This window comes from Massilia sp. Masssp94 (genome assembly GCF_059491305.1).
In genome coordinates, this window is sequence record NZ_CP168501.1 from 2,514,578 (window position 1) to 2,539,563 (window position 24,986).

General features: G+C 63.4%; 18 protein-coding genes and 4 tRNA genes. 7 read left to right on the forward strand and 15 right to left on the reverse strand.

The window, feature by feature from the left end; genetic code table 11:
* The first annotated feature begins 110 nt into the window (after positions 1 to 110).
* The 6 genes from yfcF (at position 111) to ACEN9G_RS11110 (ending at position 3,909) form a co-directional block, all read left to right on the forward strand.
* On the forward strand, positions 111 to 728 hold the full coding sequence (gene yfcF, locus ACEN9G_RS11085; RefSeq protein ID WP_413340442.1) for a glutathione transferase: 618 nt from the start codon (positions 111 to 113) through the stop codon (positions 726 to 728).
* Between the two features lie 119 nt (positions 729 to 847).
* The gene (locus tag ACEN9G_RS11090; RefSeq protein ID WP_413340441.1) at positions 848 to 1,255 is read left to right on the forward strand and encodes a CsgE family curli-type amyloid fiber assembly protein; all 408 of its coding nucleotides are present in this window, start codon (positions 848 to 850) and stop codon (positions 1,253 to 1,255) included.
* Positions 1,256 to 1,276: 21 nt separating this feature from the next.
* A complete protein-coding gene (locus tag ACEN9G_RS11095) occupies positions 1,277 to 1,702 on the forward strand; it encodes a curli assembly protein CsgF (RefSeq protein WP_413340439.1) in 426 nt (141 codons plus the stop codon).
* Positions 1,699 to 2,529 carry a CsgG/HfaB family protein gene (locus tag ACEN9G_RS11100; protein ID WP_413340437.1) on the forward strand — a complete coding sequence of 277 codons (831 nt, stop codon included), beginning with the start codon at positions 1,699 to 1,701 and terminating at the stop codon, positions 2,527 to 2,529. The genes ACEN9G_RS11095 and ACEN9G_RS11100 overlap by 4 nt, the downstream gene beginning before the upstream one ends.
* Positions 2,526 to 2,921 (forward strand): hypothetical protein, encoded by a 396-nt coding sequence (locus tag ACEN9G_RS11105; RefSeq protein ID WP_413340435.1) that lies wholly within the window; start codon positions 2,526 to 2,528, stop codon positions 2,919 to 2,921. The genes ACEN9G_RS11100 and ACEN9G_RS11105 overlap by 4 nt, the downstream gene beginning before the upstream one ends.
* A gap of 52 nt (positions 2,922 to 2,973) precedes the next feature.
* A complete protein-coding gene (locus tag ACEN9G_RS11110) occupies positions 2,974 to 3,909 on the forward strand; it encodes a hypothetical protein (RefSeq protein WP_413340434.1) in 936 nt (311 codons plus the stop codon).
* Between the two features lie 105 nt (positions 3,910 to 4,014).
* Here the strand turns inward: ACEN9G_RS11110 and ltrA are convergent, their stop codons facing one another.
* From ltrA to ACEN9G_RS11180, 14 genes are all read right to left on the reverse strand, one after another.
* Complete coding sequence (gene ltrA / locus ACEN9G_RS11115) at positions 4,015 to 5,376, reverse strand: group II intron reverse transcriptase/maturase (protein WP_413345805.1); 1,362 nt, start codon at positions 5,374 to 5,376, stop codon at positions 4,015 to 4,017.
* 469 nt (positions 5,377 to 5,845) lie between these two features.
* Entirely contained in the window at positions 5,846 to 10,096 is a 4,251-nt protein-coding gene (gene rpoC / locus ACEN9G_RS11120; protein WP_413339965.1) for a DNA-directed RNA polymerase subunit beta', read from the reverse strand.
* A gap of 130 nt (positions 10,097 to 10,226) precedes the next feature.
* On the reverse strand, positions 10,227 to 14,336 hold the full coding sequence (gene rpoB, locus ACEN9G_RS11125; protein WP_413339963.1) for a DNA-directed RNA polymerase subunit beta: 4,110 nt from the start codon (positions 14,334 to 14,336) through the stop codon (positions 10,227 to 10,229).
* 283 nt (positions 14,337 to 14,619) lie between these two features.
* Positions 14,620 to 14,994 (reverse strand): 50S ribosomal protein L7/L12, encoded by a 375-nt coding sequence (gene rplL, locus ACEN9G_RS11130; RefSeq protein WP_056128709.1) that lies wholly within the window; start codon positions 14,992 to 14,994, stop codon positions 14,620 to 14,622.
* Positions 14,995 to 15,045: 51 nt separating this feature from the next.
* A complete protein-coding gene (gene rplJ / locus ACEN9G_RS11135) occupies positions 15,046 to 15,570 on the reverse strand; it encodes a 50S ribosomal protein L10 (protein ID WP_056128711.1) in 525 nt (174 codons plus the stop codon).
* Positions 15,571 to 15,830: 260 nt separating this feature from the next.
* Positions 15,831 to 16,526: a 50S ribosomal protein L1 gene (gene rplA / locus ACEN9G_RS11140; protein ID WP_056128713.1), complete on the reverse strand. Its 696-nt coding sequence runs from the start codon at positions 16,524 to 16,526 to the stop codon at positions 15,831 to 15,833.
* A gap of 1 nt (position 16,527) precedes the next feature.
* On the reverse strand, positions 16,528 to 16,959 hold the full coding sequence (gene rplK / locus ACEN9G_RS11145; RefSeq protein WP_036239070.1) for a 50S ribosomal protein L11: 432 nt from the start codon (positions 16,957 to 16,959) through the stop codon (positions 16,528 to 16,530).
* Between the two features lie 241 nt (positions 16,960 to 17,200).
* Positions 17,201 to 17,815, reverse strand: coding sequence for a transcription termination/antitermination protein NusG (gene nusG / locus ACEN9G_RS11150; protein ID WP_413339960.1), 615 nt, complete (start codon positions 17,813 to 17,815; stop codon positions 17,201 to 17,203).
* A gap of 2 nt (positions 17,816 to 17,817) precedes the next feature.
* Positions 17,818 to 18,204 carry a preprotein translocase subunit SecE gene (gene secE, locus ACEN9G_RS11155; protein WP_056128720.1) on the reverse strand — a complete coding sequence of 129 codons (387 nt, stop codon included), beginning with the start codon at positions 18,202 to 18,204 and terminating at the stop codon, positions 17,818 to 17,820.
* Positions 18,205 to 18,241: 37 nt separating this feature from the next.
* Positions 18,242 to 18,317 (reverse strand) — tRNA-Trp (locus ACEN9G_RS11160).
* Positions 18,318 to 18,426: 109 nt separating this feature from the next.
* A complete protein-coding gene (gene tuf / locus ACEN9G_RS11165) occupies positions 18,427 to 19,617 on the reverse strand; it encodes an elongation factor Tu (RefSeq protein WP_160406738.1) in 1,191 nt (396 codons plus the stop codon).
* Positions 19,618 to 19,698: 81 nt separating this feature from the next.
* Positions 19,699 to 19,773: transfer RNA gene (locus tag ACEN9G_RS11170), tRNA-Thr, on the reverse strand.
* Positions 19,774 to 19,784: 11 nt separating this feature from the next.
* Positions 19,785 to 19,858 (reverse strand) — tRNA-Gly (locus ACEN9G_RS11175).
* A gap of 40 nt (positions 19,859 to 19,898) precedes the next feature.
* Positions 19,899 to 19,983 (reverse strand) — tRNA-Tyr (locus ACEN9G_RS11180).
* A 203-nt stretch (positions 19,984 to 20,186) separates the two neighbouring features.
* Between ACEN9G_RS11180 and ACEN9G_RS11185 the strand changes: the two genes are divergently transcribed.
* Positions 20,187 to 23,426, forward strand: coding sequence for a bifunctional diguanylate cyclase/phosphodiesterase (locus ACEN9G_RS11185; protein ID WP_495605542.1), 3,240 nt, complete (start codon positions 20,187 to 20,189; stop codon positions 23,424 to 23,426).
* Here the strand turns inward: ACEN9G_RS11185 and ACEN9G_RS11190 are convergent.
* A complete protein-coding gene (locus tag ACEN9G_RS11190; protein ID WP_483126653.1) occupies positions 23,392 to 24,981 on the reverse strand; it encodes an HDOD domain-containing protein in 1,590 nt (529 codons plus the stop codon). The genes ACEN9G_RS11185 and ACEN9G_RS11190 overlap by 35 nt on opposite strands.
* Between the last annotated feature and the right edge of the window lie 5 nt (positions 24,982 to 24,986).

Here is a 24,986-nt window from a genome sequence, read left to right on the forward strand (position 1 = left end):
GGAGTCGAACCCGGTATCCGGAGCATGGCGTTCCGTGTCTGTGCAAAAAAGATAATCTAGTGTTATCGTTTTCTGTCCAACAACAGTGGCCACGGTGCCGAAGGACCCTCATGCTTCTCTACGTCGACGCCCAATATGCCAGTCCCTATGCAATGTCCGTGTTTGTCGGGCTCAAGGAAAAAGGCATTCCGTTCGATATGCAAACGCTGGATCTGGGGGCGGGTGCGAACCGCTCGGCGGACTATGCCGCCACATCGCTGACACAGCGCGTGCCGACGCTGGTCGACGGCGACTTTCGCTTGTCCGAGTCCTCGGCAATCACGGAATACCTCGATGAGGTGTATTCCGGTACCGCCCTGTATCCCGACGAGCCCGAGGCAAAAGCGCGCGCCCGCCAAATCCAGGCGTGGTTGAGAAGCGACCTGCTGCCCATCCGCCAGGAGCGTACGACGGAAGTGCTGTTTTATCGTCCATCCGATGCGCCTTTGTCCGACGTCGCGCAGCAGGCCGCGCAAAAATTGTTCAAGGTCGCGGAGACGCTGTTGTCCCAGGACCGCGCGCACCTGTTCGATGCCTGGTGTATCGCGGATGTGGATCTCGCGGTGATGCTGAATCGCCTCGTCCTGAACGGCGATGCCGTGCCGGCGCGGCTTGCCGACTACGCGAAGAGACAATGGGAGCGGGCGTCGGTCCAGGCATGGGTCGATCTGCCGCGTCCACCGCTCTGATCAAACAACGCGGCACCCCCTCGAGGTCTGACGGTGGTCATGGGCCGGGCTCGTCCGTTCGATACACTGCACTTATCCATATTGCTTATTTTATAACTTTTGAGCAATGAAGGTTGCAGATGATCCGGATTGCCCGCCACCTCGCATGCCTGCTCGCCACCTGCGCCATCGCCGGACAGGCCAGCGGGCGCGATCCCGACCCGGACGGCTGGGGCATCGTGACAAGCCAGCCCATCACGGTGGCGGGTCATGAGTTCTGCCGTTCCTTCATCACGGCCTGGCTCGACAAGCCCGGCAGCGACCGCTACACGATCGCCATCCGCGAGCGCCCGTCGGCACGCTGGGGCACGCTGGTCTGGGTCGAGTACGGCCCGCGCCGGGTGCTCCAGGTGCAACTGCCGCCCACGCGCACGGCGCTGATGGCGCTGGGCGAAAACGCCGCCGAGAGCGCCTACCAGGCCGTCCTGGACATCGAGCGCCAACGCACGCTCATCCTCGATGCCGACCTCGCGCCCGACGAATTCTGACCCCGCATGAAGGAGTGAGCCATGTCCCACCGACTGTCCCTGCCTGTCGCCTGCAGCCTCGTGCTCTGGGGCGCCGCCGCGTGCGCTTCCGAACTGGTCTACGTGCCGGTCAACCCGAATTTCGGCGGCGCGCCCTCCAACGGTCCGGGCCTGCTCGGTGCGGCGTCGGCGACCAACAAGCATGGCCTGTCGGGCCTCGGCGGATCGTCGCCGCTGAACCAGTCCCCTCTCGAACAGTTCAACCAGACGCTCGAACGCATGATGCTGAGCCAGCTCGCGTCCGCCGCGACGTCGAAGCTGATGGGGGCGGACGGCAAACTCGTGCCGGGGACATTTTCGACCGAAAACTTCGTCATCACGGTGACCGACCTGGGCGGCGGCCTGCTGCGCGTGACCACGACGGACAAGGCGACCGGCGCCGTCACCTCGTTCGAGGTGGGACAATGAACGCGCGGCTGGCCGTGTTGGCACTGCTGTGCGCGCTGGCCGGATGCGCCCATGTGCCCTCGACGGTGCGGGACAATGCCCGGCTGACGCCCGCCACCGCCGTCACGCGCGACCTGCTGGCCCTGCCGCCGCCGAAGGGCAAGATCGCGGTGGCCGTGTACGGCATCCGCGACCAGACGGGCCAGTACAAGCCGGCGCCGGACAGCTCCTTTTCCACCGCGGTGACGCAGGGCGCGTCGTCGATGCTGATCCGCGCGCTGCAGGACTCGGGCTGGTTCATTCCGGTGGAACGCGAGAACCTGCAGAACCTGCTCACCGAACGCAAGATCGTGCGCGCGCTGGAGATGCCGCAGCCGGCGGGGACGCCGCCCGTGCAGATGCCGCCCCTGCTGGCGGCCTCGGTCCTGATCGAAGGCGGCGTCGTCGCCTACGAGAGCAATGTGCGCACCGGCGGCGTGGGCGCGCGCTTCCTCGGTATCGGGATGAGCACCCAGTACCGGGTCGACCAGGTGACGGTCAACCTGCGCACAGTCGATATCCGCGGGGGCCAGATCCTGCAGAGCGTGTCGACCACCAAGACCATTTATTCGTACGAGCTGCATCCGAGCGTCTTCAAGTTCGTCAACGTGAAGGACCTGGCGGAATTCGAGGCCGGCACGACCCGCAACGAGCCGACGCAGCTGTGCGTCGGCGAGGCGATCGAGGCCGCCGTGGTGCACCTGATCGCGCAGGGCATCCGGGCCGGGAACTGGGCGCTGCAGGACGACGCCGGGATGGCCGATCCGGTGCTGCGGCGCTACCTGGCCGCCGCAGGGAGAGCGCCATGAACGCGCTGCGGCACGGCGCCTGCGGCCTGCTGCTGGCCGGCGGCATCCTCGCGGGCGCCCGCGCGGGCGATCTCGCCCCGTCCGAACTCGATGTGCGGCCCACGGTCATTGCCGCGGCATCCCTTCCGGCACAAAGCCGGGCAGCGGTGTCGCAAGCGGGCAGCGACAACGGCGCCAGCCTGCTGCAAACGGGCATCGACAACGAAGCCTCCGTGTGGCAGAGCGGCCAGCGGAACACGGCCAGCATCCTGCAGGCAGGCGCAGGCAACCGCGCCGGCATCGACCAGCAGGGCATGTCGAACACGGCCCGTATCGAGCAGTACGGCCAGCAAGGCTATGCGCGCATCACCCAGTATGGCAACGGCAAGTCGGCCACCATCGTTCAGCATTAGGGGCCGCTGAATCGCTTTCGATAACGCCCCTGTCCACTTCGAGGAGCACTCCATGAAACTCGCACTCTCGACCATCGCGCTCGGCATCAGCCTGGCCTGCGCGTGCCAAGTCGCATCGAGCCAGGCCATTACGGTCACGCAGCAGGGCAGCGGCAACACCGCAGCCGCGGAACAGGTCGGCCTGACACCATACGACCCGCAAGGGCCGCTCACGACGGCATCGATCACGCAGATTGGCAACAACAACCACGTGGGCGGCCCCGGCGCCACGAGCAGCGGCGTCTTCCAGCGCGACACCAACAGCGGCGTGACCGCCGTGGTCAGCCAGAACGGCACGGGAAACAATGCAGGGATCACGCAGGACGGCGTGAGGGTGTACGGTCGGTTCGACACCAGCATCACACAGCGCGGGAACGGGAACGATGCCGCGATCACGCAGGCCATCGTCACGTCCAGCCCTGTCGTCGTTGACCAGAACGGCACCGGTAACGTCGCCCGCGTGGAACAGAGTCTCAGCGGCGACACGAGTGTCCAGACGTCGCAGACCGGCACGGGCAACAGGGTGACGGTCGTCCAGCGGGACGGCGTGTACTACGGTCCGAAGGTCACCCAGACCGGCGATGGAAATATCGCATCGGTCATCACCGACAGTGCCTACGCCGCCGGCCCGACCATCGTACAAACCGGCACCTCGAACAGCGCAAGTACGGTCCAGAGCAATGGCTGGGATGACTCGCTCACGCTTCGGCAGGAGGGATCGGGCAACACCGCTGACGTCAGCCAGACCGGCGACGGCCAGGTCGCCGACATCCGCCAGATCGGTAACACCAACCTGGCCAGCTTGATCCAGACCGGCGCCAGGAACGCGGCCACGATTGCGCAGATCGGCAGCAGCAACACCGCGACGGTCAGCCAGGCCGGCGAAGGCTACGTGGCCAACGTCAACCAGACGGGCTCGGGCAACTGGACCAACGTCTACCAGCACTGAGGCCGGCAGGCACCGGATCGGCATAGGGGCGGCCAGTTGTCTGGCCGGTCCCCTGCCACACCACCCGGCGTGCGGGTCCGCACCGGGCGGTTCGAGTAGTTGAGGTTAGGTGAGGCGTGGCATGCCAAGACGGTCGAAGTAGGCAATCGTTAGCGCATTGTTCAAGGCAAACTTGCTGTTATGCCACCAGCGACGGCTGTTTCTTGCCACCAGCAGTGCAACGTTCGGTTTTGCCCCTAGCTTCAGCAGTTCACGGTAGATCGTCGTCCCTCGCTTCCAGTGCTTGAGGTGAAGTGCTCGCATCCGGTGCCGCATCCATTCATCCAGCCTGTTTAGGACCTTTGGGGTTTGCGCCAGACCGAAGTAGCCTTTCCATCCCAGCACATAAGAGCGCAGGCTTTCAATCACCTGCATGATGCTGCGTCCGCCGGACCGGCGGGTGAGTTCTCTGATCTTTTGCCGAAACGCCTCCTGCGCCTTCTTCGACACCGCACGTTTTACCTCGCCTTTTCCGGTCATATAAAGCTCGTAGCCGAGAAATTTGCGGCCAAACGCCTGGCTTACCGCACTTTTCGATTCGTTGATCTTCAAGTGCAGCTTGTCATATTGACGCTTGAGCAGAGCCATCACCCGCTCGCCTGCCTTCTGGCTGCGCACGTACACGTTGCAGTCATCGGCATAGCGGGCGAAGCGGTGTCCCCGTCGCTCCAGCTCACGATCCACCTCGTCGAGAAGCACATTGGCCAGTAGCGGAGAAAGCGGACCGCCTTGCGGCGTCCCTTCTCCCCGCTCGAGCACCACGCCGCCATTCATGATGCCCGCGTTCAGGTAGGCGCGCACTAGCCGGATGATTCCGGCGTCCTTCACGCGTTTCCCTAGACGGTCGATCAGAATGTCGTGGTTGACTCGATCGAAGAACTTCGACAGATCGACGTCGACCACGGTGCGGTAGCCCTGCTGCACGTACCACTGTGCTGCAAGCACGGCATCTCGCGCACGACGGCCGGGCCGGAACCCGTGGCTGTGTTCACTAAAAGTGGGATCGATCAGGGGTTGCAGCACCTGCAACAGCGCCTGCTGAATCAAACGGTCGGTCACGGTGGGTATCCCCAGTTCACGCTCGCTCCCGTCCGGCTTCGGTATGCCGACGCGCCGTACCGGCATGGGCCGGTACGTGCCTTCCATCAGTTGCTGCCTGATGGTGGGCCAAGCGTGCTTCAGGCGTTGTCCGGTTTGGGCAATGTCCAGACCGTCGGCGCCTGCGGCTCCCTTGTTCGCCTTCACGCGTTTCCACGCGCGTTGCATGTTCTCCCTCGCGAGCGCTTGCGTGAGCAAGTCTCGCCCTGTGCCTTCCAGTCCCTGTCGCGGGAGCCGTGTTTCATCGCTGGACGCTTGGGACGGGGCTTCACCCCGCCTTGCCGCGACCCGCCCCGCTTTTGCGGGCATCTGATGCCGTACACAGTTCATCGACACGTTGTTGGACACTCCTACTCGTTCGGCCCTTCGCTTAAAAAAAAAAAAAAAAAAAAAAAAACTCAGCTACTACGGCCTCTGCTGACTTCTCGCTCCGATTTTTTTTTTCGTCGCCCTTTCAGGCGTGAGGCGAGATCTCCCCAGGTAAGAACGCACTCCTTCCCTGCACAACCGCCGGATCTACGCCGCTTCGCCTTGACCACAAGAGCTTCGCGGTTTTTGGCCCGCTCGCCCTGCTCGGCAGCGCCTTGTATCCGATTCTTGTTCATCGGCTCGCAGTTTCGCTCCACGCTTCCTCCCCACAGTCGGTCGCCCTCGTGCAGTTGCGCTTCGCTTCGCTCGCTGTGGTCAGCTCGCGGCGGGACTTCCACCCACAAGAGTGCGCCCATGCTGGGCGCACCAAAAAAAACGGCACCCCTCGAGGTGCCGTTTTCATCAGCTGATTAAGCCAAGGCTGAAGCGATCACTCGCCGTCGCCGTGATGCTGTTCGACCGAAGCCGCAGCGTTCTGCTGGTCTTCCATCGCCTGCAGCTCGGCAGCCATGTTGGCCTTTTCCTGCTGCAGCAGCGCTGCGCGCTCTTCCGCTTCCCACGCTTCTTTCTCCTTGCGGGCGCGGTGGAATGCCAGACCGGTACCGCCCGGGATCAGGCGACCGACGATGACGTTTTCCTTCAGGCCGCGCAGACCGTCGCGCTTGCCCATGATCGCCGCTTCGGTCAGCACGCGGGTGGTTTCCTGGAACGATGCGGCCGAGATGAACGAGTCGGTCGACAGCGATGCCTTCGTGATACCCAGCAGCACGTTCTCGTAGGTCGCCGGCAGCTTGCCTGCGGCCGTCACGCGGTCGTTTTCTTCCAGCAGTTCCGAACGCTCCACCTGCTCGCCGACGATGTAGTCGGTGTCGCCGGCTTCGACGATCTGAACACGACGCAGCATCTGGCGAACGATCACCTCGATGTGCTTGTCGTTGATCTTCACGCCCTGCAGACGGTACACGTCCTGCACTTCGTCGACGATGTAGCGGGCCAGCGCTTCGATACCCAGCAGGCGCAGGATGTCTTGCGGATCGGCCGGGCCGTCCACGATCATCTCGCCCTTGTTCACCACCTGGCCGTCGTGCACCAGCACTTGCTTGTCCTTGGTGATCAGGAACTCGTGCTTGTTGCCGTCCATGTCGGTGATTTCCAGGCGCTGCTTGCCCTTGGTCTCTTTACCGAATGCGACCGTACCGGTGACTTCCGCCAGCATGCCGGCATCTTTCGGCGAACGGGCTTCGAACAGCTCGGCAACGCGCGGCAGACCACCGGTAATGTCACGGGTCTTCTGCGATTCGGTCGGGATACGTGCAAGCACTTCACCCACCGATGCCTGCTGGCCGTCCTTCACCATGATCAGCGCGCCGACCTGGAAGCCGATCGTCACGGCGTGTTCCGTGCCCGCGATCTTGACTTCCTGGCCTTGTTCGTTCAGCAGCTTGACCTGCGGACGCAGGACCTTGCTGGCCGAACCGCGGCGTTTCGGGTCGATCGCCACCAGGGTCGACAGGCCGGTCACGTCGTCGACCTGGCGAGCGACGGTGACGCCCTCTTCCACGTTCTCGAACTTGATCGTGCCACCGTATTCCGTGATGATCGGACGGGTCAGCGGGTCCCACGTTGCCAGCGGCACGCCGGCCTTGACGACCATGCCGTCCTGGACGGCCAGCGTCGCGCCGTACGGCACCTTGTGACGCTCGCGCTCGCGGCCATGGTCGTCCGTGATCAGCACTTCGCCCGAACGCGAAATGACGATCTGGGCGCCCTTGCCGTTGGTCACGTAACGCATGGTCGCCGTGAAGCGGACCGTACCGTTCGACTTGGCTTCCACCGACGATGCCACTGCCGCACGCGATGCCGCACCACCGATGTGGAACGTACGCATGGTCAGCTGGGTACCCGGCTCACCGATCGACTGTGCTGCCACGACGCCGACGGCTTCGCCGGAGTTCACCAGCATACCGCGGCCCAGGTCACGGCCGTAGCACTTCGCGCACAGGCCATAACGGGTGTCGCAGTTCAGCGGCGTGCGGACCTTCACTTCGTCGATGCCCAGGCGCTCGATCTCTTCGACCATGTCTTCGTCCAGCAGCGTGCCGGCTTCGTACAGGGTTTCCTGCGTTTCCGGATTGACGACGTCGGTACCGGTCACGCGGCCCAGGATACGGTCGCGCAGGGCTTCGATCACTTCACCGCCTTCGACCATCGCCTTCATGTGCGTGCCGTTGGTGGTGCCGCAATCGTCTTCCGTCACGACCAGATCCTGCGTCACGTCGACCAGACGACGGGTCAGGTAACCCGAGTTTGCCGTCTTCAGCGCGGTGTCGGCCAGACCTTTACGGGCGCCGTGCGTCGAGATGAAGTACTGCAGAACGTTCAGGCCTTCGCGGAAGTTCGCGGTAATCGGCGTTTCGATAATCGAACCGTCCGGCTTCGCCATCAGGCCGCGCATACCGGCCAGCTGACGGATCTGGGCCGCGGAACCGCGGGCGCCCGAGTCGGCCATCATGTAGATGGCGTTGAACGACTCTTGCGTGCCTTGCGTGCCGTCGCGCTTCGTGACCGGCTCCACTTTCAGCTGGTCCATCATCGCCTTGCCCACTTCGTCCGAGGTCTTGCCCCAGATGTCGACGACCTTGTTGTAACGCTCGCCGGCGGTGACCAGACCCGAGGCGTACTGCTGCTCGATCTGCTTCACTTCCGCTTCGGCGGTCGCGATCATGCCCTTCTTGACGTCCGGGATCAGCATGTCGTCGACGGCGATCGAGATACCGGCGCGCGTTGCGAGACGGAAGCCCGACTGCATCAGCTTGTCGGCGAACACGACGGTCGCACGCAGGCCGCACTTGCGGAACGACGTGTTGATCAGCTTCGAGATCTCTTTCTTCTTCAGCGCGCGGTTCAGCACCGAGAACGGCAGGCCTTTCGGCAGGATCTCGGACAGGATCGCACGGCCGACCGTGGTCTCGTAGCGGGTCAGCGTCTGGTCGAAGCCGCCTTCGGCGTTGCGCGGGAATTCCACGATACGCACGGTGATGCGGGTCGCCAGTTCGACTTCCTTGTTGTCGTACGCGCGGATGACTTCCGACACGTCCGGGAACAGCATGCCTTCGCCCTTGGCGTTGATCGCCTCGCGGGTCGCGTAGTACAGACCCAGCACGATATCCTGGGACGGCACGATCGACGGTTCGCCGTTCGACGGGAACAGGATGTTGTTCGACGCCAGCATCAGCGTACGCGCTTCCATCTGTGCTTCGATCGACAGCGGGACGTGGACTGCCATCTGGTCACCGTCGAAGTCGGCGTTGAACGCCGCGCAGACCAGCGGGTGCAGCTGGATTGCTTTACCTTCGATCAGGACCGGCTCGAACGCCTGGATACCGAGACGGTGCAGCGTCGGCGCACGGTTCAGCATCACCGGGTGTTCCTTGATGACTTCTTCCAGGATGTCCCAGACGACCGGTTCCTGCTGCTCGACGAGCTTCTTCGCAGCCTTGATGGTCGTTGCGAGACCCATCAGTTCCAGCTTGTTGAAGATGAACGGCTTGAACAGCTCGAGGGCCATCAGCTTCGGCAGACCGCACTGGTGCAGTTTCAGCTGCGGACCCACCACGATGACCGAACGGCCCGAGTAGTCGACGCGCTTGCCCAGCAGGTTCTGACGGAAGCGGCCGCCCTTACCCTTGATCATTTCAGCCAGCGACTTCAGCGGACGCTTGTTGGCGCCGGTCATCGCTTTGCCGCGACGGCCGTTGTCCAGCAGCGAGTCCACTGCTTCCTGCAGCATGCGCTTTTCGTTACGCGTAATGATCTCCGGAGCGCGCAGTTCCATCAGGCGCTTCAGGCGGTTATTACGGTTGATGACGCGGCGATACAGGTCGTTCAGGTCGGACGTGGCGAAACGGCCGCCATCCAGCGGGACGAGCGGACGCAGCTCCGGCGGCAGGACCGGGAGCACTTCCATGATCATCCATTCCGGCTTGATGCCCGAACGCTGGAACGCCTCGAGCACTTTCAGGCGCTTGGCGTATTTCTTGATCTTGGCTTCCGACTTCGACTCTTTGAGTTCGACGCGCAGGGCTTCGGCTTCGCGGTCGATGTCGATCGAGCGCAGCAGTTCACGGATGCCTTCGGCGCCCATGAATGCGGTGAAGTCGTCGCCGTACTCTTCGTACTTGGCGGCGTAGTCGTCTTCCGACATGATCTGGCACTTCTTCAGCGGGGTCATGCCCGGATCGGTCACGACGTATGCTTCGAAGTACAGGACGCGTTCGATATCGCGCAGCGTCATGTCCAGGACCATGCCCAGACGCGACGGCAGCGACTTCAGGAACCAGATGTGCGCGACCGGCGAGGCCAGCTCGATGTGGCCCATGCGCTCACGACGGACTTTCGCCAGGGTGACTTCGACGCCGCACTTCTCGCAGATGACGCCGCGGTGCTTCAGGCGCTTGTACTTGCCGCACAGGCATTCGTAGTCCTTGATCGGACCAAAGATTTTCGCGCAAAACAGGCCATCACGTTCCGGCTTGAACGTACGGTAGTTGATGGTCTCCGGCTTCTTGACTTCGCCGAACGACCACGAACGGATTTTCTCGGGCGACGCCAGGCCAATCTTGATGGCGTCGAAGCTCTCGTTTTGCTGAACTTGCTTGAATAGATCGAGCAGTGCTTTCATTTATCACTCCGGGTGATTGAATTCTTTACTTCGCTTCCGTCGTTCCCGCGAAAGCGGGAACCCATACTGAGCCACTTTAGCCACTTCAGCATGGGTCCCCGCCTGCGCGGGGACGACGGCGTACTGGCTATTAGCTGCGCTCGAGATCGATGTCGATACCCAGCGAGCGGATTTCCTTCACCAGCACGTTGAACGATTCCGGCATACCCGCATCGATCACGTGGTCGCCCTTGACCAGGTTCTCGTACACCTTGGTACGGCCGTTCACGTCGTCCGACTTGACGGTCAGCATTTCCTGCAGCACGTACGATGCGCCGTACGCTTCCAGTGCCCACACCTCCATCTCACCGAAGCGCTGGCCACCGAACTGGGCTTTACCGCCCAGCGGCTGCTGCGTCACCAGCGAGTACGGACCGGTCGAGCGGGCGTGCATCTTGTCGTCGACCAGGTGGTGCAGCTTCAGCATGTGCATGAAGCCCACGGTCACCTTGCGCTCGAATGCTTCGCCGGTGCGGCCGTCGTACATCGTGACCTGGTTCTTCGACGGGGTCATGCCCAGGTGGGCCGCGATCTCGTCCGGGAAGGCCAGATCCAGCATGCGGCGGATCTCTTCTTCGTGGGCACCGTCGAACACCGGGGTCGCGAACGGCACGCCGTTCTTGAGGTTGTTCGCCAGCTCGACGATTTCCTGGTCGCTGAAGTTGTCCAGGTCTTCCTTCTTGCCCGTTTCGTTGTAGATCTTGCCCAGGAACGCGCGCAGTTGCTCGGTCTCGGCCTTGGCCTTGATCATTTCGCCCAGGCGCAGGCCCAGACCTTTCGCTGCCCAACCCAGGTGGGTTTCCAGGATCTGACCGACGTTCATACGCGACGGAACGCCCAGCGGGTTCAGCACGACGTCGGCCGGCGTACCGTCGGCCATGAACGGCATGTCTTCCACCGGCACGATACGCGAGACCACACCCTTGTTACCGTGGCGGCCTGCCATCTTGTCGCCCGACTGCAGGCGGCGCTTGACGGCCAGGTAGACCTTGACCATCTTCTGCACGCCCGGCTGCAGCTCGTCGCCCTGCGTGAGCTTCTTGCGCTTCTCTTCGAAGGCCAGGTCGAACTGGTGACGCTTCTCGTTGATCGACTCCTTCATCGCCTCCAGCGCGTTGGCGGTTTCGTCGTCGGCCGGACGGATGTCGAACCAGTGGAATTTATCCAGGTCGTCCAGGTAGGCCTTGTCGATCACGGCACCCTTCGCCAGCTTCTTCGGACCGCCGTTGACGGTCTTGCCGACCAGCAGACGCTCCAGACGCTGGAACGCATCGCCTTCGACGATACGCAGCTGGTCGTTCAGGTCCAGGCGGAAGCGCTTCAGCTCGTCGTCGATGATCTGCTGGGCGCGCTTGTCGCGCACGATGCCTTCACGGGTGAACACCTGCACGTCGATCACGGTACCGACCATGCCCGACGGCACGCGCAGCGACGTATCTTTAACATCCGACGCTTTTTCACCGAAAATTGCGCGCAGCAGCTTCTCTTCCGGCGTCAGCTGGGTTTCGCCCTTCGGCGTCACCTTACCGACCAGCACGTCACCGGCCTGCACTTCGGCGCCGATGTAGACGATGCCCGACTCGTCCAGGCGAGCCAGCTGGTTTTCCGCCAGGTTCGAGATGTCGCGGGTGATTTCTTCAGGGCCCAGCTTCGTGTCACGCGCCACGACCGACAGTTCCTCGATGTGGATCGAGGTGTAGCGGTCATCCTTGACGACGTTTTCCGAGATCAGGATCGAGTCCTCGAAGTTCAGGCCGTTCCACGGCATGAACGCCACCAGCATGTTCTGGCCCAGTGCCAGTTCGCCCAGGTCGGTCGAGGCGCCGTCGGCGATGACGTCGCCGCGTGCCACGCGATCGCCCACTTTCACGATCGGACGCTGGTTGATGTTGGTGTTCTGGTTCGAACGGGTGTACTTGATCAGGTTGTAGATGTCGACACCGACTTCGCCAGCCTGCGCTTCTTCGTCGTTCACGCGGATCACCACGCGGCCGGCGTCGACGTAATCGACGATACCGCCACGGGTCGCCTGCACGGTCGTGCCCGAGTCGACCGCCACGGTGCGCTCGATGCCGGTACCGACGAAGGCTTTTTCCGGACGCAGGCAAGGCACGGCCTGGCGCTGCATGTTGGCGCCCATCAGTGCGCGGTTCGCGTCATCGTGCTCGAGGAACGGAATCAGCGATGCCGCCACCGACACGATCTGGCCCGGGGCCACGTCCATGTACTGGATGCGTTCCGGCGACACGAGGATGGTCTCGCCCGCTTCACGTGCCGAGACCAGCTCGTCGACCAACTGGCCTTCTTCGTTGATCTGCGCGTTCGCCTGGGCGATGATGTAGCGGCCTTCTTCGATCGCCGACAGGTATTCGATCTTGTCGGTGACTTTCGAACCTTCGACCTTGCGGTACGGGGTTTCCAGGAAGCCGTATTCGTTCAGGCGGGCAAACAGTGCCAGCGAGTTGATCAGGCCGATGTTCGGGCCTTCAGGCGTTTCGATCGGGCAGACGCGGCCGTAGTGGGTCGGGTGCACGTCGCGGACTTCGAAGCCGGCGCGCTCGCGGGTCAAGCCGCCCGGGCCCAGTGCGGAGACACGGCGTTTGTGCGTGATTTCCGACAGCGGGTTGGTCTGGTCCATGAACTGCGACAGCTGCGACGAACCGAAGAATTCGCGGATCGCGGCCGAGATCGGCTTGCTGTTGATCAGGTCGTGCGGCATCAGGTTGTCCGCTTCGGCCTGGCCGAGGCGTTCCTTGACGGCGCGCTCAACGCGCACGAGGCCGGCGCGGAACTGGTTTTCGGCCAGTTCGCCCACGCAACGCACGCGGCGGTTACCCAGGTGGTCGATATCGTCGACTTCGCCGCGGCCATTGCGCAGCTCGACCAGGATCTTGATCACGGCCAGGATGTCTTCGTTCGACAGGGTCATGTCGCCGACCAGTTCGTCACGGCCGATACGGCGGTTGAACTTCATGCGGCCGACGGCCGACAGGTCGTAGCGTTCCGGGCTGTAGAACAGGCCGTGGAACAGCGCTTCCACCGATTCTTCGGTCGGCGGTTCGCCAGGACGCATCATGCGATAGATCGCCACGCGGGCAGCGGTCTGGTCGGCGGTGTCGTCGGTGCGCAGCGTCTGCGAGATGTAGGCGCCCTGGTCCAGGTCGTTGGTGTACAGCGTCTGGATCGCGTCGATGTTGGCGTCGCGCAGCTTGCCCAGCAGCTCGTCGGTCAGCTCGTCATTGGCGTTGGCGATGATCTCGCCGGTGTCGCCGTCGACGACGTTCTTCGCCAGCACGCGGCCGACCAGGTAGTCTTCCGGCACCGAGATGTGCGTGATGCCGGCGTTCTCGACGTCGCGCACGTTCTTGGCGTTGATGCGCTTGTCCTTCGTTACCAGCGTCTTGCCGGTCTTCGGATCGACGATGTCGAAGCGCGCGACTTCACCGCGCAGGCGCTCGGCCACGAATTCCAGTTCCGCGCCTTCCGAGCGCAGGTTGAAGTTGTCGAACACGAAGAAGTTCGCGAGGATCTGCTCCGGCGTCATGCCGATGGCTTTCAGCAGGATCGTCACCGGCATCTTGCGGCGGCGGTCGACGCGGAAGAACAGGATGTCCTTCGGGTCGAACTCGAAGTCCAGCCACGAGCCGCGGTAAGGAATGATACGTGCCGAGAACAGCAGCTTGCCCGACGAGTGCGTCTTGCCGCGGTCGTGCTCGAAGAACACGCCCGGCGAACGGTGCAGCTGCGAGACGATCACGCGCTCGGTGCCGTTGATCACGAACGAACCGTTGGCGGTCATGAGCGGCAGTTCGCCCATGTACACTTCCTGTTCCTTCATTTCCTTCACGACGGGCTTGGTCGGCGATTCCTTGTCCAGGATCACCAGGCGCACCTTGGCGCGCAGCGGCGACGCGAAGGTCAGGCCGCGTTGTTGGCATTCCTTGACGTCGAAAGCGGGGTCACCCAGCACGTAGGACAGGAACTCGAGGCGCGCAAAACCATTGTGCGACACGATCGGGAAGATGGAGGTGAAAGCCGATTGCAGACCTTCGTTCTTGCGTACGGAGGGCCCTGCATCCGCTTGCAGGAAATTCTCGTAAGACTCCAGCTGCGTAGCGAGGAGGTAGGGAACGTTGTGAACGTTGGCGCGCTTCGCGAACGACTTGCGAATGCGTTTCTTCTCAGTAAATGAGTAGTGCATGGACACTCCGTGAGTGACAGAAAGGATGAGAATTCAGGAATTGCCAGTGGTTAAGCCACCACATGCAAGGCCTCAAATCTCGCCGCAATCGGCCGGGTGATTGGGAACCTGTGCTGCTGTGTTACGATAATGCTGTGCTGCGGTGCTACCAAAACCTAAGGGTACTGCTTGTTTTGTCGTAGGGACGACAAAAGAGCCAAAGCCGCATACCCCACCTTCCGGCGGGGATCTGCGCGCTTTGACTCCGGCGCGGGGCGCTGATTCAGCGCCCTTTGCATATGTATTACTTGAGCTCGGCCTTGGCGCCAGCTTCTTCCAGCTTCTTCTTGGCGGCTTCAGCGTCAGCTTTCGGCAGGGCTTCCTTGACGGTCTTCGGTGCGCCATCAACGACGTCCTTGGCTTCTTTCAGGCCCAGGCCGGTGATTTCGCGGACGGCCTTGATGACGCCGACCTTGTTCGCGCCGACTTCGGTCAGGACGACGTTGAATTCGGTCTGCTCTTCAGCAGCCGGTGCAGCGGCGCCGCCGCCAGCTGCCGGTGCGGCCATTGCAGCTGCCGACACGCCGAACTTCTCTTCGAATGCCTTGACCAGGTCGTTCAGTTCCATGACCGACATTGCGCCAACTGCGTCCAGGAACTCTTCTTTGCTAATTGCCATTTGAAACTCCAAATATTTGATTGTGATTAGTACTTGACCAAAAAGGCTTGCTTATTCTGCTGCTGCGGCTTCTGCCGGAGCTGCGGAACCTTCGCCTTTTTGTGCTGCGATTGCAGCCAGAACTCGTGCAAAGCCGGACACCGGAGCCTGCATGACGCCCAGCAGCTGGGCGATGAGGACTTCACGGCTCGGGATGCTTGCCAGCGCGTTGACGCCAGCGACATCCAGGTTCTTGCCAGCGTAGTTACCGCCCTTGACCACCAGTTTGTCGTTGGTCTTCGAGAAGTCGCTGAGCACCTTGGCGGCTGCCACGGCGTCGTCCGAGATCGAGTAGATCAGCGGACCAACCATGGTGTCGGCCAGGGGTGCGAACTGGGTGCCTTCCACAGCGCGACGAGCCAGCGTGTTCTTCAGAACACGCAGGTACACGCCCTGCGAACGAGCATTTGCACGGAGTTTCGTCAGAGCACTAACCTGGATGCCACGGTACTCGGCGACGACGATGGTTTGCGCGGTTGCTACTTTCGCGCTAACTTCTTCGACGACGACCTTTTTGTCATTCAGATTAAGACCCACGGTCAATCTCCTTAAATGATGTGAGGGACGTCCCCCGCATCGGTTCGAACACGGCGTCCGAAGTTAAGAAGTACGACAAAAGCATCGACTACAAAACTTGTTCGGGTTCGCCATCTGCGTTGGGTTTTTTGTATTAACCTCCGGCAGGTGCTAAAACTCGCTCTGCCTTCGGCCCAACGGTCTTTGATTGCCTGGCGGGGTTCAGTCCGCCAGCCCAAAGATCCGCCCTGCGTTACTTTGCAGGGACTTAATTCTTGCTATTAAGCAGCCAGGGTAGCGTGATCGACACGCACGCCAGCGCCCATGGTCGACGAGATCGCGACCTTGCGCAGGTAGATACCCTTCGACGAAGCCGGCTTGGCCTTGTTCAGGGCGTCGATCAGCGCGACCAGGTTGGTCTTCAGCTGTTCGTCGCTGAACGACTTGCGGCCGATCGTGGCGTGGATGATACCTGCCTTGTCGGTACGGTACTGGACCTGACCGGCCTTGGCGTTGCGCACGGCGCCAGCCACGTCCGGGGTCACGGTGCCGACTTTCGGGTTCGGCATCAGGCCGCGCGGGCCCAGGATCTGACCCAGGGTACCGACGATACGCATGGTGTCCGGCGAAGCGATGACGACGTCGAACGGCATGTCGCCGGCCTTGACGCGTTCTGCCAGGTCTTCCATACCGACGATGTCGGCGCCGGCGGCTTTAGCCTGCTCGGCCTTGTCGCCTTGTGCGAAGACGGCGACACGCACGGTCTTGCCGGTACCAGCCGGCAGGACGACGGAACCACGGACGACCTGGTCCGATTTCTTCGGATCCACGCCCAGTTGCACGGCGACGTCGATCGACTCGTTGAACTTGGCGGTTGCGAATTCTTTGACGATTGCAACGGCGTTGTCGAAAGCGTAGGCCTTGTTACGGTCGACCTTGGCTTTGATTTCTTTGACGCGCTTGGACAGCTTGGCCATATTAGATACCCTCCACCGTGATGCCCATCGAACGAGCCGAGCCGGCCACGACGCGCACAGCAGCGTCCAGGTCAGCGGCGGTCAGGTCCGGCTGCTTGATTTTTGCGATTTCTTCAGCCTGGGCACGGGTCAGCGTGCCGACCTTGTCGGTGTGCGGCTTCGGCGAACCTTTGGTAACGCCCGAGAATTTCTTGATCAGGTACGTTGCCGGCGGGGTCTTCATCTCGAAGGTGAACGACTTGTCCGCGAAGGCGGTGATCACGACCGGAATCGGCATGCCCGGTTCCATGCCTTGAGTCTTGGCATTGAAGGCCTTGCAGAATTCCATGATGTTCAGACCGCGCTGGCCGAGGGCCGGGCCGATCGGGGGGGACGGGTTTGCTTTACCAGCCGGCACTTGCAGCTTGATAAAACCGACGATTTTCTTTGCCATGATAGGCTCCTTTGTCGATTATGAGTGGTAGCGCTCCACCATACCGGCGCTCCGATCAAGCTACTGCGCGTTGCATTTTCGGTCTGCGATGCTCGCTGTACTGAAGTACAGCTGCGCTTCTCAGGCTGGGCGCCCCCACCGAAACTGCCGCCGCTCGCTACGCTTTCTCGGAGTGCCTTTTCCTGGCGGAGCTCCTCTTATCGGATTCCGCCTTGCTGCTGCGACGCTCCGATTCGGCGTTTTAGACTTTCTCTACCTGCCCGAACTCCAGTTCCACCGGAGTCGCGCGGCCGAAGATGGTGACAGACACACGCACCTTCGATTTTTCGTAGTTGACTTCCTCGACAGAGCCGTTGAAGTCGGTGAACGGGCCTTCCTTGATCCGCACCTGCTCGCCCACTTCGTACAGCACTTTGGGCCGCGGCTTCTCGACACCTTCCTGGACCTGCTGCATGATCTTGTCGATCTCGCGCGCCGGAATCGGGGTCGGCTTGTTGCTCTTGCCGCCGATGAAGCCAGTGACTTTCGGCGTGTTCTTCACGAGGTGCCAGGTCTCGTCGGTCATTTCCATCTCGACCAGCACATAACCCGGGAAGAAGCGACGCTCGGTCACCGATTTGCTGCCATTCTTGACTTCGACCACTTCTTCGGTCGGAACCAGGATGCGGCCGAATTGTTCCTGCATGCCGCCGCGCTCGATGCGGTCGGTCAGGCCGCGCATCACGCTCTTCTCCATGCCGGAGTAGACATGCACGACGTACCAGCGCTTGTTGCTGACCGGAGTACTCAGCGGCGCACCAGCGTCTTGTGCCGGGGCGTCACCCGGCACGTTATCTTGCTGAACGTTATCGCTCATTATTATTTCCACCCCAGGATCACGTCGTACATCAGAAATTCCAGAATCTTATCCGTGCCCCACAGGAAAATTGCCATCACCAGCACGAACCCGAACACCACGGCGGTGATCTGGGTCGCTTCCTTGCGGGTAGGCCATACAACCTTCTTCGTTTCACGTACGGATTCCTTCGCGAAGCTCAGGAAATCGCGGCCGGTCGCGGAAGTCCACAACAGCAGGACGGCAATAGCCAAACCAGCCACGAGTGCGCCTGCGCACATCAGGGCTGGTTTGTTCTGGCCTTTCAGAATGAAAAAGCCGACCACACCTGCAATCGTAGCAACCACTGCCAGCGCGACCTTGAACTTGTCGTTCGAGGTGCCGACGGTTTGCACGGATTGATTAGACATACTTAATTTACTTTCGGGTGCCTGGCACCGAATTCGGTGGCAGGGGCGGAGGGCATCGAACCCCCAACCTTCGGTTTTGGAGACCGACGCTCTGCCAATTGAGCTACGCCCCTACAAAAACTTCTAGTTGAATCGAGCATTATACGCTACTTGGGTATTTCGCGCAACACTCTATTGTTGGGCGGAACAGAATCGTTCCGCCCGGAGGTACAACAGTATTACTTAGGCGATGATCTTGGCAACCACGCCGGCACCGACGGTGCGGCCACCTTCGCGGATTGCGAAGCGCAGACCTTCTTCCATCGCGATCGGAGCGATCAGCTTGACGGTGATCGACACGTTGTCGCCCGGCATGACCATCTCTTTGTCGGCCGGCAGAACGATCGAGCCGGTCACGTCAGTCGTACGGAAGTAGAACTGCGGACGGTAGTTGTTGAAGAACGGGGTGTGACGGCCGCCTTCGTCCTTCGACAGGACGTACACTTCGCCCGTGAAGTCGGTGTGCGGCTTGATCGAACCCGGCTTGGCCAGGACCTGGCCACGCTGGACGTCTTCACGCTTGGTACCGCGCAGCAGCAGGCCGACGTTGTCGCCAGCTTGACCCTGGTCCAGCAGCTTGCGGAACATTTCCACGCCGGTGCAGGTCGTCTTGACCGTATCGACGATACCGACGATTTCGATCTCTTCGCCGACCTTGATGATGCCGCGCTCGACACGACCGGTCACCACGGTACCGCGGCCCGAGATCGAGAACACGTCTTCCACCGGCATCAGGAAGGCGCCGTCAACAGCACGTTCCGGGGTCGGGATGTAGGTGTCCAGGGCTTCAGCCAGGCGGATGATGCAGTCTTCGCCCATTTCGCCCTGCTGGCCTTCCAGCGCCATACGAGCCGAACCCTTGATGATCGGCAGGTCGTCGCCCGGGAACTCGTACTTCGAGAGCAGCTCGCGCACTTCCATTTCGACCAGTTCCAGCAGTTCCGCGTCGTCGACCAGGTCGCACTTGTTCAGGAACACGATGATGTACGGAACACCCACCTGGCGAGCCAGCAGGATGTGTTCGCGGGTCTGCGGCATCGGGCCGTCAGCAGCGGAGCACACCAGGATCGCGCCGTCCATCTGCGCTGCGCCGGTGATCATGTTCTTGATGTAGTCGGCGTGGCCCGGGCAGTCGACGTGTGCGTAGTGGCGGTTGGCCGTTTCGTACTCGACGTGCGCGGTGTTGATGGTGATGCCGCGTGCTTTTTCTTCCGGAGCCGCGTCGATCTGGTCGTACGCCTTGGCTTCGCCGCCGAATTTCTTCGACAGAACGGTTGCGATTGCAGCCGTCAGGGTGGTTTTGCCGTGGTCAACGTGACCGATGGTGCCGACGTTCACGTGCGGCTTGGTCCGTTCGAATTTTTCCTTTGCCATTCTAGACTCCTAAGATCCTAACGATATTGAAAATTACCAGGCACACCTGACGGTCGAAACAGCCGACAGCCGTTTAAATTCTGGTGCCCTTGACGTGGATTGAACACGTGGCCTCTCCCTTACCAAGGGAGTGCTCTACCACTGAGCTACAAGGGCTGATTTGAAACTGGAGCGGGTGAAGGGAATCGAACCCTCGTCATAAGCTTGGAAGGCTTCAGCTCTACCATTGAGCTACACCCGCGAGGTACCACGAATTCGATTCACTACACGATCAACGCATTTGGTGGTGGGGGCTGGATTCGAACCAGCGTACTCAGAGAGGGCAGATTTACAGTCTGCTGCCTTTAACCACTCGGCCACCCCACCGCGAAGAACCGCAGAGTATGAAGCAAGATAACAACTTCGTCAACTGGTTTTGCTTGAACTGATCAAACTCAAACAGTGTCGTTGCTTCGGGGCGTGATTGTAACGGCCACAGTACAACTCCGCAAGGGCTGTTTGCAAGAATCCCTGCCGAGCGGTCCAACCATGCATTTGCGCGTACACTGTATTGACGTCAGAGGCGCCCCATGGACCAGCATCGCACCGGCAATCACGAAGGGCACGCGCTTCGGCTGTGGCTGGCCAACCTCGCGACCATTGCCGTCTATATCGGCACCCTTCTCCTCAGCCGCGCGCTGGCCCTGCCCGCAGGCTATGCCACACCCGTATACCTGCCGGCCGGCGTCGGGTTCGCCTTGAGCGTCGCGTTCGGCTGGCGCGCCCTCCCCGGCGTCGCCATCGGCGCGTGCCTGTCGCACCTGCCCGACGGCTGGATGGACCCCGACATCGCGCCCGCGACCGCGGTCCTCGCGACGACGGTCGCCACGCTGGGCTCGCTCGTGCAGGCCTGGCTGGGCGCCCGCTGGTTCCGCCGCTTCGTCGACCCGGCCCTCGGCACGGCGCGCGACGTCGCCCGTTTCCTTGCGCTGGCACCCGTGTTCTGCCTGATCAACGCCACCGCCAACGTGTCCGCCCTGTACCGGCTGGACGTGGTGACGGCGGCCGAACGGGCCCCGAACTGGATCAACTGGTGGGCCGGCGACACCGTGGGCGTCCTCCTGGCCGCCCCGCTCGTCTGGATCGTGTGCGGCCAGCCGCGCCGGCTGTGGCGCCGGCGGGCGCGCCTCGTCGCCCTGCCGCTGCTGCTGGCGGCCGGCGTCGTCATGGCCGCCTACGAGCAGACCGTGCGGTGGGAGCACCAGCAATACCTGCAGGCCTACCGCCTGAAGGCCCAGCAGGTGGTCGACGAGCTGCAGGCCGAGCTGCGCGAGCACGAACGCTTCGTCGGCACGTTCTCGCGCACGCTTGCGGCGGAAGACCGGTTCATGGATCGCGCCAAGTTCCTGAACATCGCCAGCGGCTACGTCGACGGCCGGCCGGAGATCGCCGCCATCAACTGGCTGGTGCCCGTCACGCTGGCCGAACGCGCCGCGTTCGAGACGTGGGTGCGCACGCACGTCGACGCCGCGTTCGCCGGCGTGCGCGACGTGACCCGGACACAGGGCCTGCATCCGGCCGGTCCGCGCGCGCAATACCTGCCCCTGCTGTACACCTGGCCCCCGTCCAATGCGAGCATCCGCGGCATGGACTTCCTGACGGCGCCGGGGCGCACGGAAGCGGTGTCGCGCGCGCTGGCCGGCACACGCCCGATCGCGACGGGGCCGGTCGAGCTGGTATCCAACGGCGCCAACGGCATCGGCCTGTTTCGCTCGGTCGGCGCGCCCGGCCAGCCGCCGCTGGGGGTATTGGCCCTGATCCTGGATGCCCATGCTTTCGTGCGGCAGGCGGTCCTGCGCGCCGGCTTCTCGGGCTTCGACATCAGCCTGGCGGATACGACCGACCGCGGCGCGCCCGTCGCGCTGGTGGGCAGGCCAGGCCGGCACGTGGTCAGCGGCGACTACACCGTACCGCTCACGTACGGCGGCCGCACCCTGCAACTGCGCTTCACGCCCACGGCCGCCTACATGGAAGGCGAACGGGGACTCGCGAGCTGGATCGTGATCACGACCGGCCTGCTGCTGGCCGCGCTGCTGGGCGCGCTGATGCTGATCGTCAGCGGCGAACGCGCCCAGATCGAGGCCCAGGTGGCGGAGCGCACGGCGCGCCTGCAGGCCATCCTGGACAATGCCGCCGACGCGATCGTCACCGTCGACGCGCGCGGCACGGTGCTGTCGGCCAACCGCGCCACGACCGCGCTGTTCGGCTACCCGCCGAATCACCTGCCGGGCCTCGCGTTCACGACGCTGGTGCCGGGCCATGGCGACGAAGACAGCCTGGGCCTGCTGGCGCGCCTGGCCGACAGCAGGCCCGACGAACGCCAGCTGGACGGCCTGAACGCGCGCGGCGAGCCGCTGCCGCTCGCGGTGGCGGTGTCCATCGTCGACCTGGCCGGGGAGCGCCTGTACGTGTGCATCCTGCGCGACCTGACGGAGCAGCAGCGTGCGCAGGCGCGCATCCACCGCCTGGCCCACCACGACCCGCTGACGGGCCTGGAGAACCGCCATGCGCTCGGCATGCGCCTGGAGCAACAGCTCGCCCAGGCGCGCCGCAACCGGCAGCCGCTGGCCGTGCTGTTCATCGACCTCGACCATTTTAAAAAGATCAACGATTCGCTCGGCCACCAGGCGGGCGACGAACTGCTCGTGGGCGCGGCCGCGCGCATGAAGGACCTGCTGCGCGACGTCGACAGCCTCGCCCGCCTCGGCGGCGACGAATTCATCATCGTGCTGTGCGGCCCGCTTTCCCCCGACAGCGTGAGCGCGGTGGCGGTGCGCCTCGTGGCATCGCTGCAGCAGCCCTACCGCCTGGCCGGCACGACGGCGCACAGCGGCGCCAGCGTGGGCGTAGCCCTGTTCCCCGAGGACGGCCACGATGCGGACACGCTGCTGCGCCACGCCGACATGGCGATGTACGCGGCCAAGCGCGAAGGCCGCGGCAATTTCCAGTTCTTCTCGCCCGCCATGAACGCGGCCACGCACGAACACCTGCTGCTGGAAAACCGCATGTGGGCGACGCTGGAGAACGGCGGCTTCGACGTCCACCTGCAGGCCCAGGTCGAGCTCGAGACGGGACGCGTGATCGGCGCCGAGGTGCTGCTGCGCTGGCACGACCCGGAGCTGGGCAGCGTCGAACCCGGGCGTTTCATCCCCATCGCCGAGGAATCGGGCCTGATCCTGCCGCTGGGCGACTGGGTGCTGGCGCGCGCGATGGCCCTGCTGGCCGAGTGGCGCGACGACGGCATGGACCACCTGCGCCTGGCCGTGAACCTGTCGGCGCGCCAGTTCAGCGGCGGCGCGCTGCTGTCGCGCCTCGACGAGCTGCTCGCGGAGCACGCGATCGACCCGGCGCGGATGGAACTGGAGATCACGGAAACGGCCGCCATGCGCGACCCGGAAAACACGCGCAGCCTGCTGCTGCAGCTGCGCGCGCGAGGCTTCAAGCTGGCCATCGACGACTTCGGCACGGGGTATTCGTCGCTGGCCTACCTGAAGCTGTTCGCGATCGACCGCATCAAGATCGACCGCGGCTTCGTGCGCGACATCGAGACGAATCCGAACGACGCCGCCATCGTCGACGCGACCATCGGCCTGGCCCATGCGCTCGGGCTGGGCGTGATCGCGGAAGGCGTGGAAACCCACGCGCAATGGGGCTTCCTGCGCGACCGCAACAGCGACGAAGCGCAGGGCTACCTGTTCGGGCGGCCGATGCCGGCGCGCGAATTCCGGGAATTCGTCAGGGCGCGAGCGCAGCCAGTACCTGGCCCTTGAGCGCCTTGATGAGGGCCGTTTCGTCGGGCGGCACGCCTTCCGGCGCGAGCTCCGTGCGGTCGGCATAGAACAGGCCCAGCTGCACCTTGCCCACCACCAGCGGCAGCACGATGAAGCTCCGCGCGTCGGGCAGCAACGCCTTGTGCCAGGCCGGCAGCAGGTCGCGGATCTTGGCGCTGCGCGCATCCGAGATCATGAGGTCGGCGTCGTTTTCCATCGCCAGGTAGAACAGGTCGCGCGCGCTCTTTTCTCCGGCGGGCGCCAGCGGAAACGTGAAGCCTTCCTGCACGCGCGCCTGCGCGAGCCCGAACGATGCGCGGGCCCGGTACTGGCCGGCGCGCACGTCCTTCAGCACGACCGTCGCGAAGCGGAAGCCCAGCGCCGTGTACAGCGTCTCCAGCACGGCCATGACGACGTCGTTGACCTTGTGCCGGCCGGACGCGCGCATCTGGGTGACGTCCTGCACGCCCGCCAGCAGCAGGTCGCGCGCGTTCTTCGGCTTGCCGCTCGGGTACGTGCCCTGCTCTTCCTCTTCCCCGCCGAGGGTCGCCAGCAGCAGCACGTTGGGCAGGCCGCCCTTGTCTTCCTGCGGCGCGCGGCGCGGCATGGGCTGCAAATTCATGCTCTGCAGGAGGCTCGTCATTTCGAACGCGACCGTCTCGAACAACTCGTCCAGCTCGGCCGCGCCGAGGTTCAGCGCGGTGCCGTAGCGCGCCAGCAGCGCCTGCGCTTCCGGCGTGTCGGACGGCGTGGGGGTCCTGCCCATCAGGCGCGCCACGTCCAGGCTGAACGACGCCACCTGGCGCATCCATTCGCTGCGGTTGACGGCCAGCTTGAGCGCCCCTGCCTCCAGCGGGCGCTGGGCGTGCACGATCACGCCCGGGATCTTCCACTCGCCCAGCACGGCTTCGGACAGCGCGTCGAAGCCGCAGCCGAGGATCATCTGCGCGGCCTGTGCGGGCGTGTGCTTGCCGGTGGCGAGGAGGGCCTGGATCTCGCGGTAGCGGTCATGCTCGTGCGACGCGACCAGCAGCGCGCCGAGATTCTTGAACAGCGCGCTGATCGACGCTTCCTCCGCGCCCTGGTAAAAGCTGTGGCGCGCCATTTCGCGGCCGACGAGACTCGCGCACAGTGACGCTTCCAGTTCCATGCGCACGCTGTACGCATGGTCGCTGCTGGCCAGCGCGTCGACGAGCAGCATCGCCAGCGCGACCGTGCGCACGTTGTCGAAGCCCAGCAGGGAAATGGCACGCGACACCGTCGTGACGGCCGTGCCGGCCGCCGTGCGGTAGCGGACCGTGTTCGCCAGGCGCAGGATGCGCTGCGTGAGCGCGACGTCGGACAGCACATAGTGCGCGAGATCGTGGGTGCCCTGGTCTTCCGAGGTCGCCATCTGCACGACGCGCGCGATGGCGCTGCCCAGCGCGAACATGTCGTCGTCGCCGCAGACCTTCTGCAGCAGCGCGGCGCGCACGCGGCGGCCCCCGTCCGTCGGCTGGAACGGCGCGGCGTTCATGTTGGGATTGGAAGCGGGGCTCCCGACTGCAGGAATCATGATCG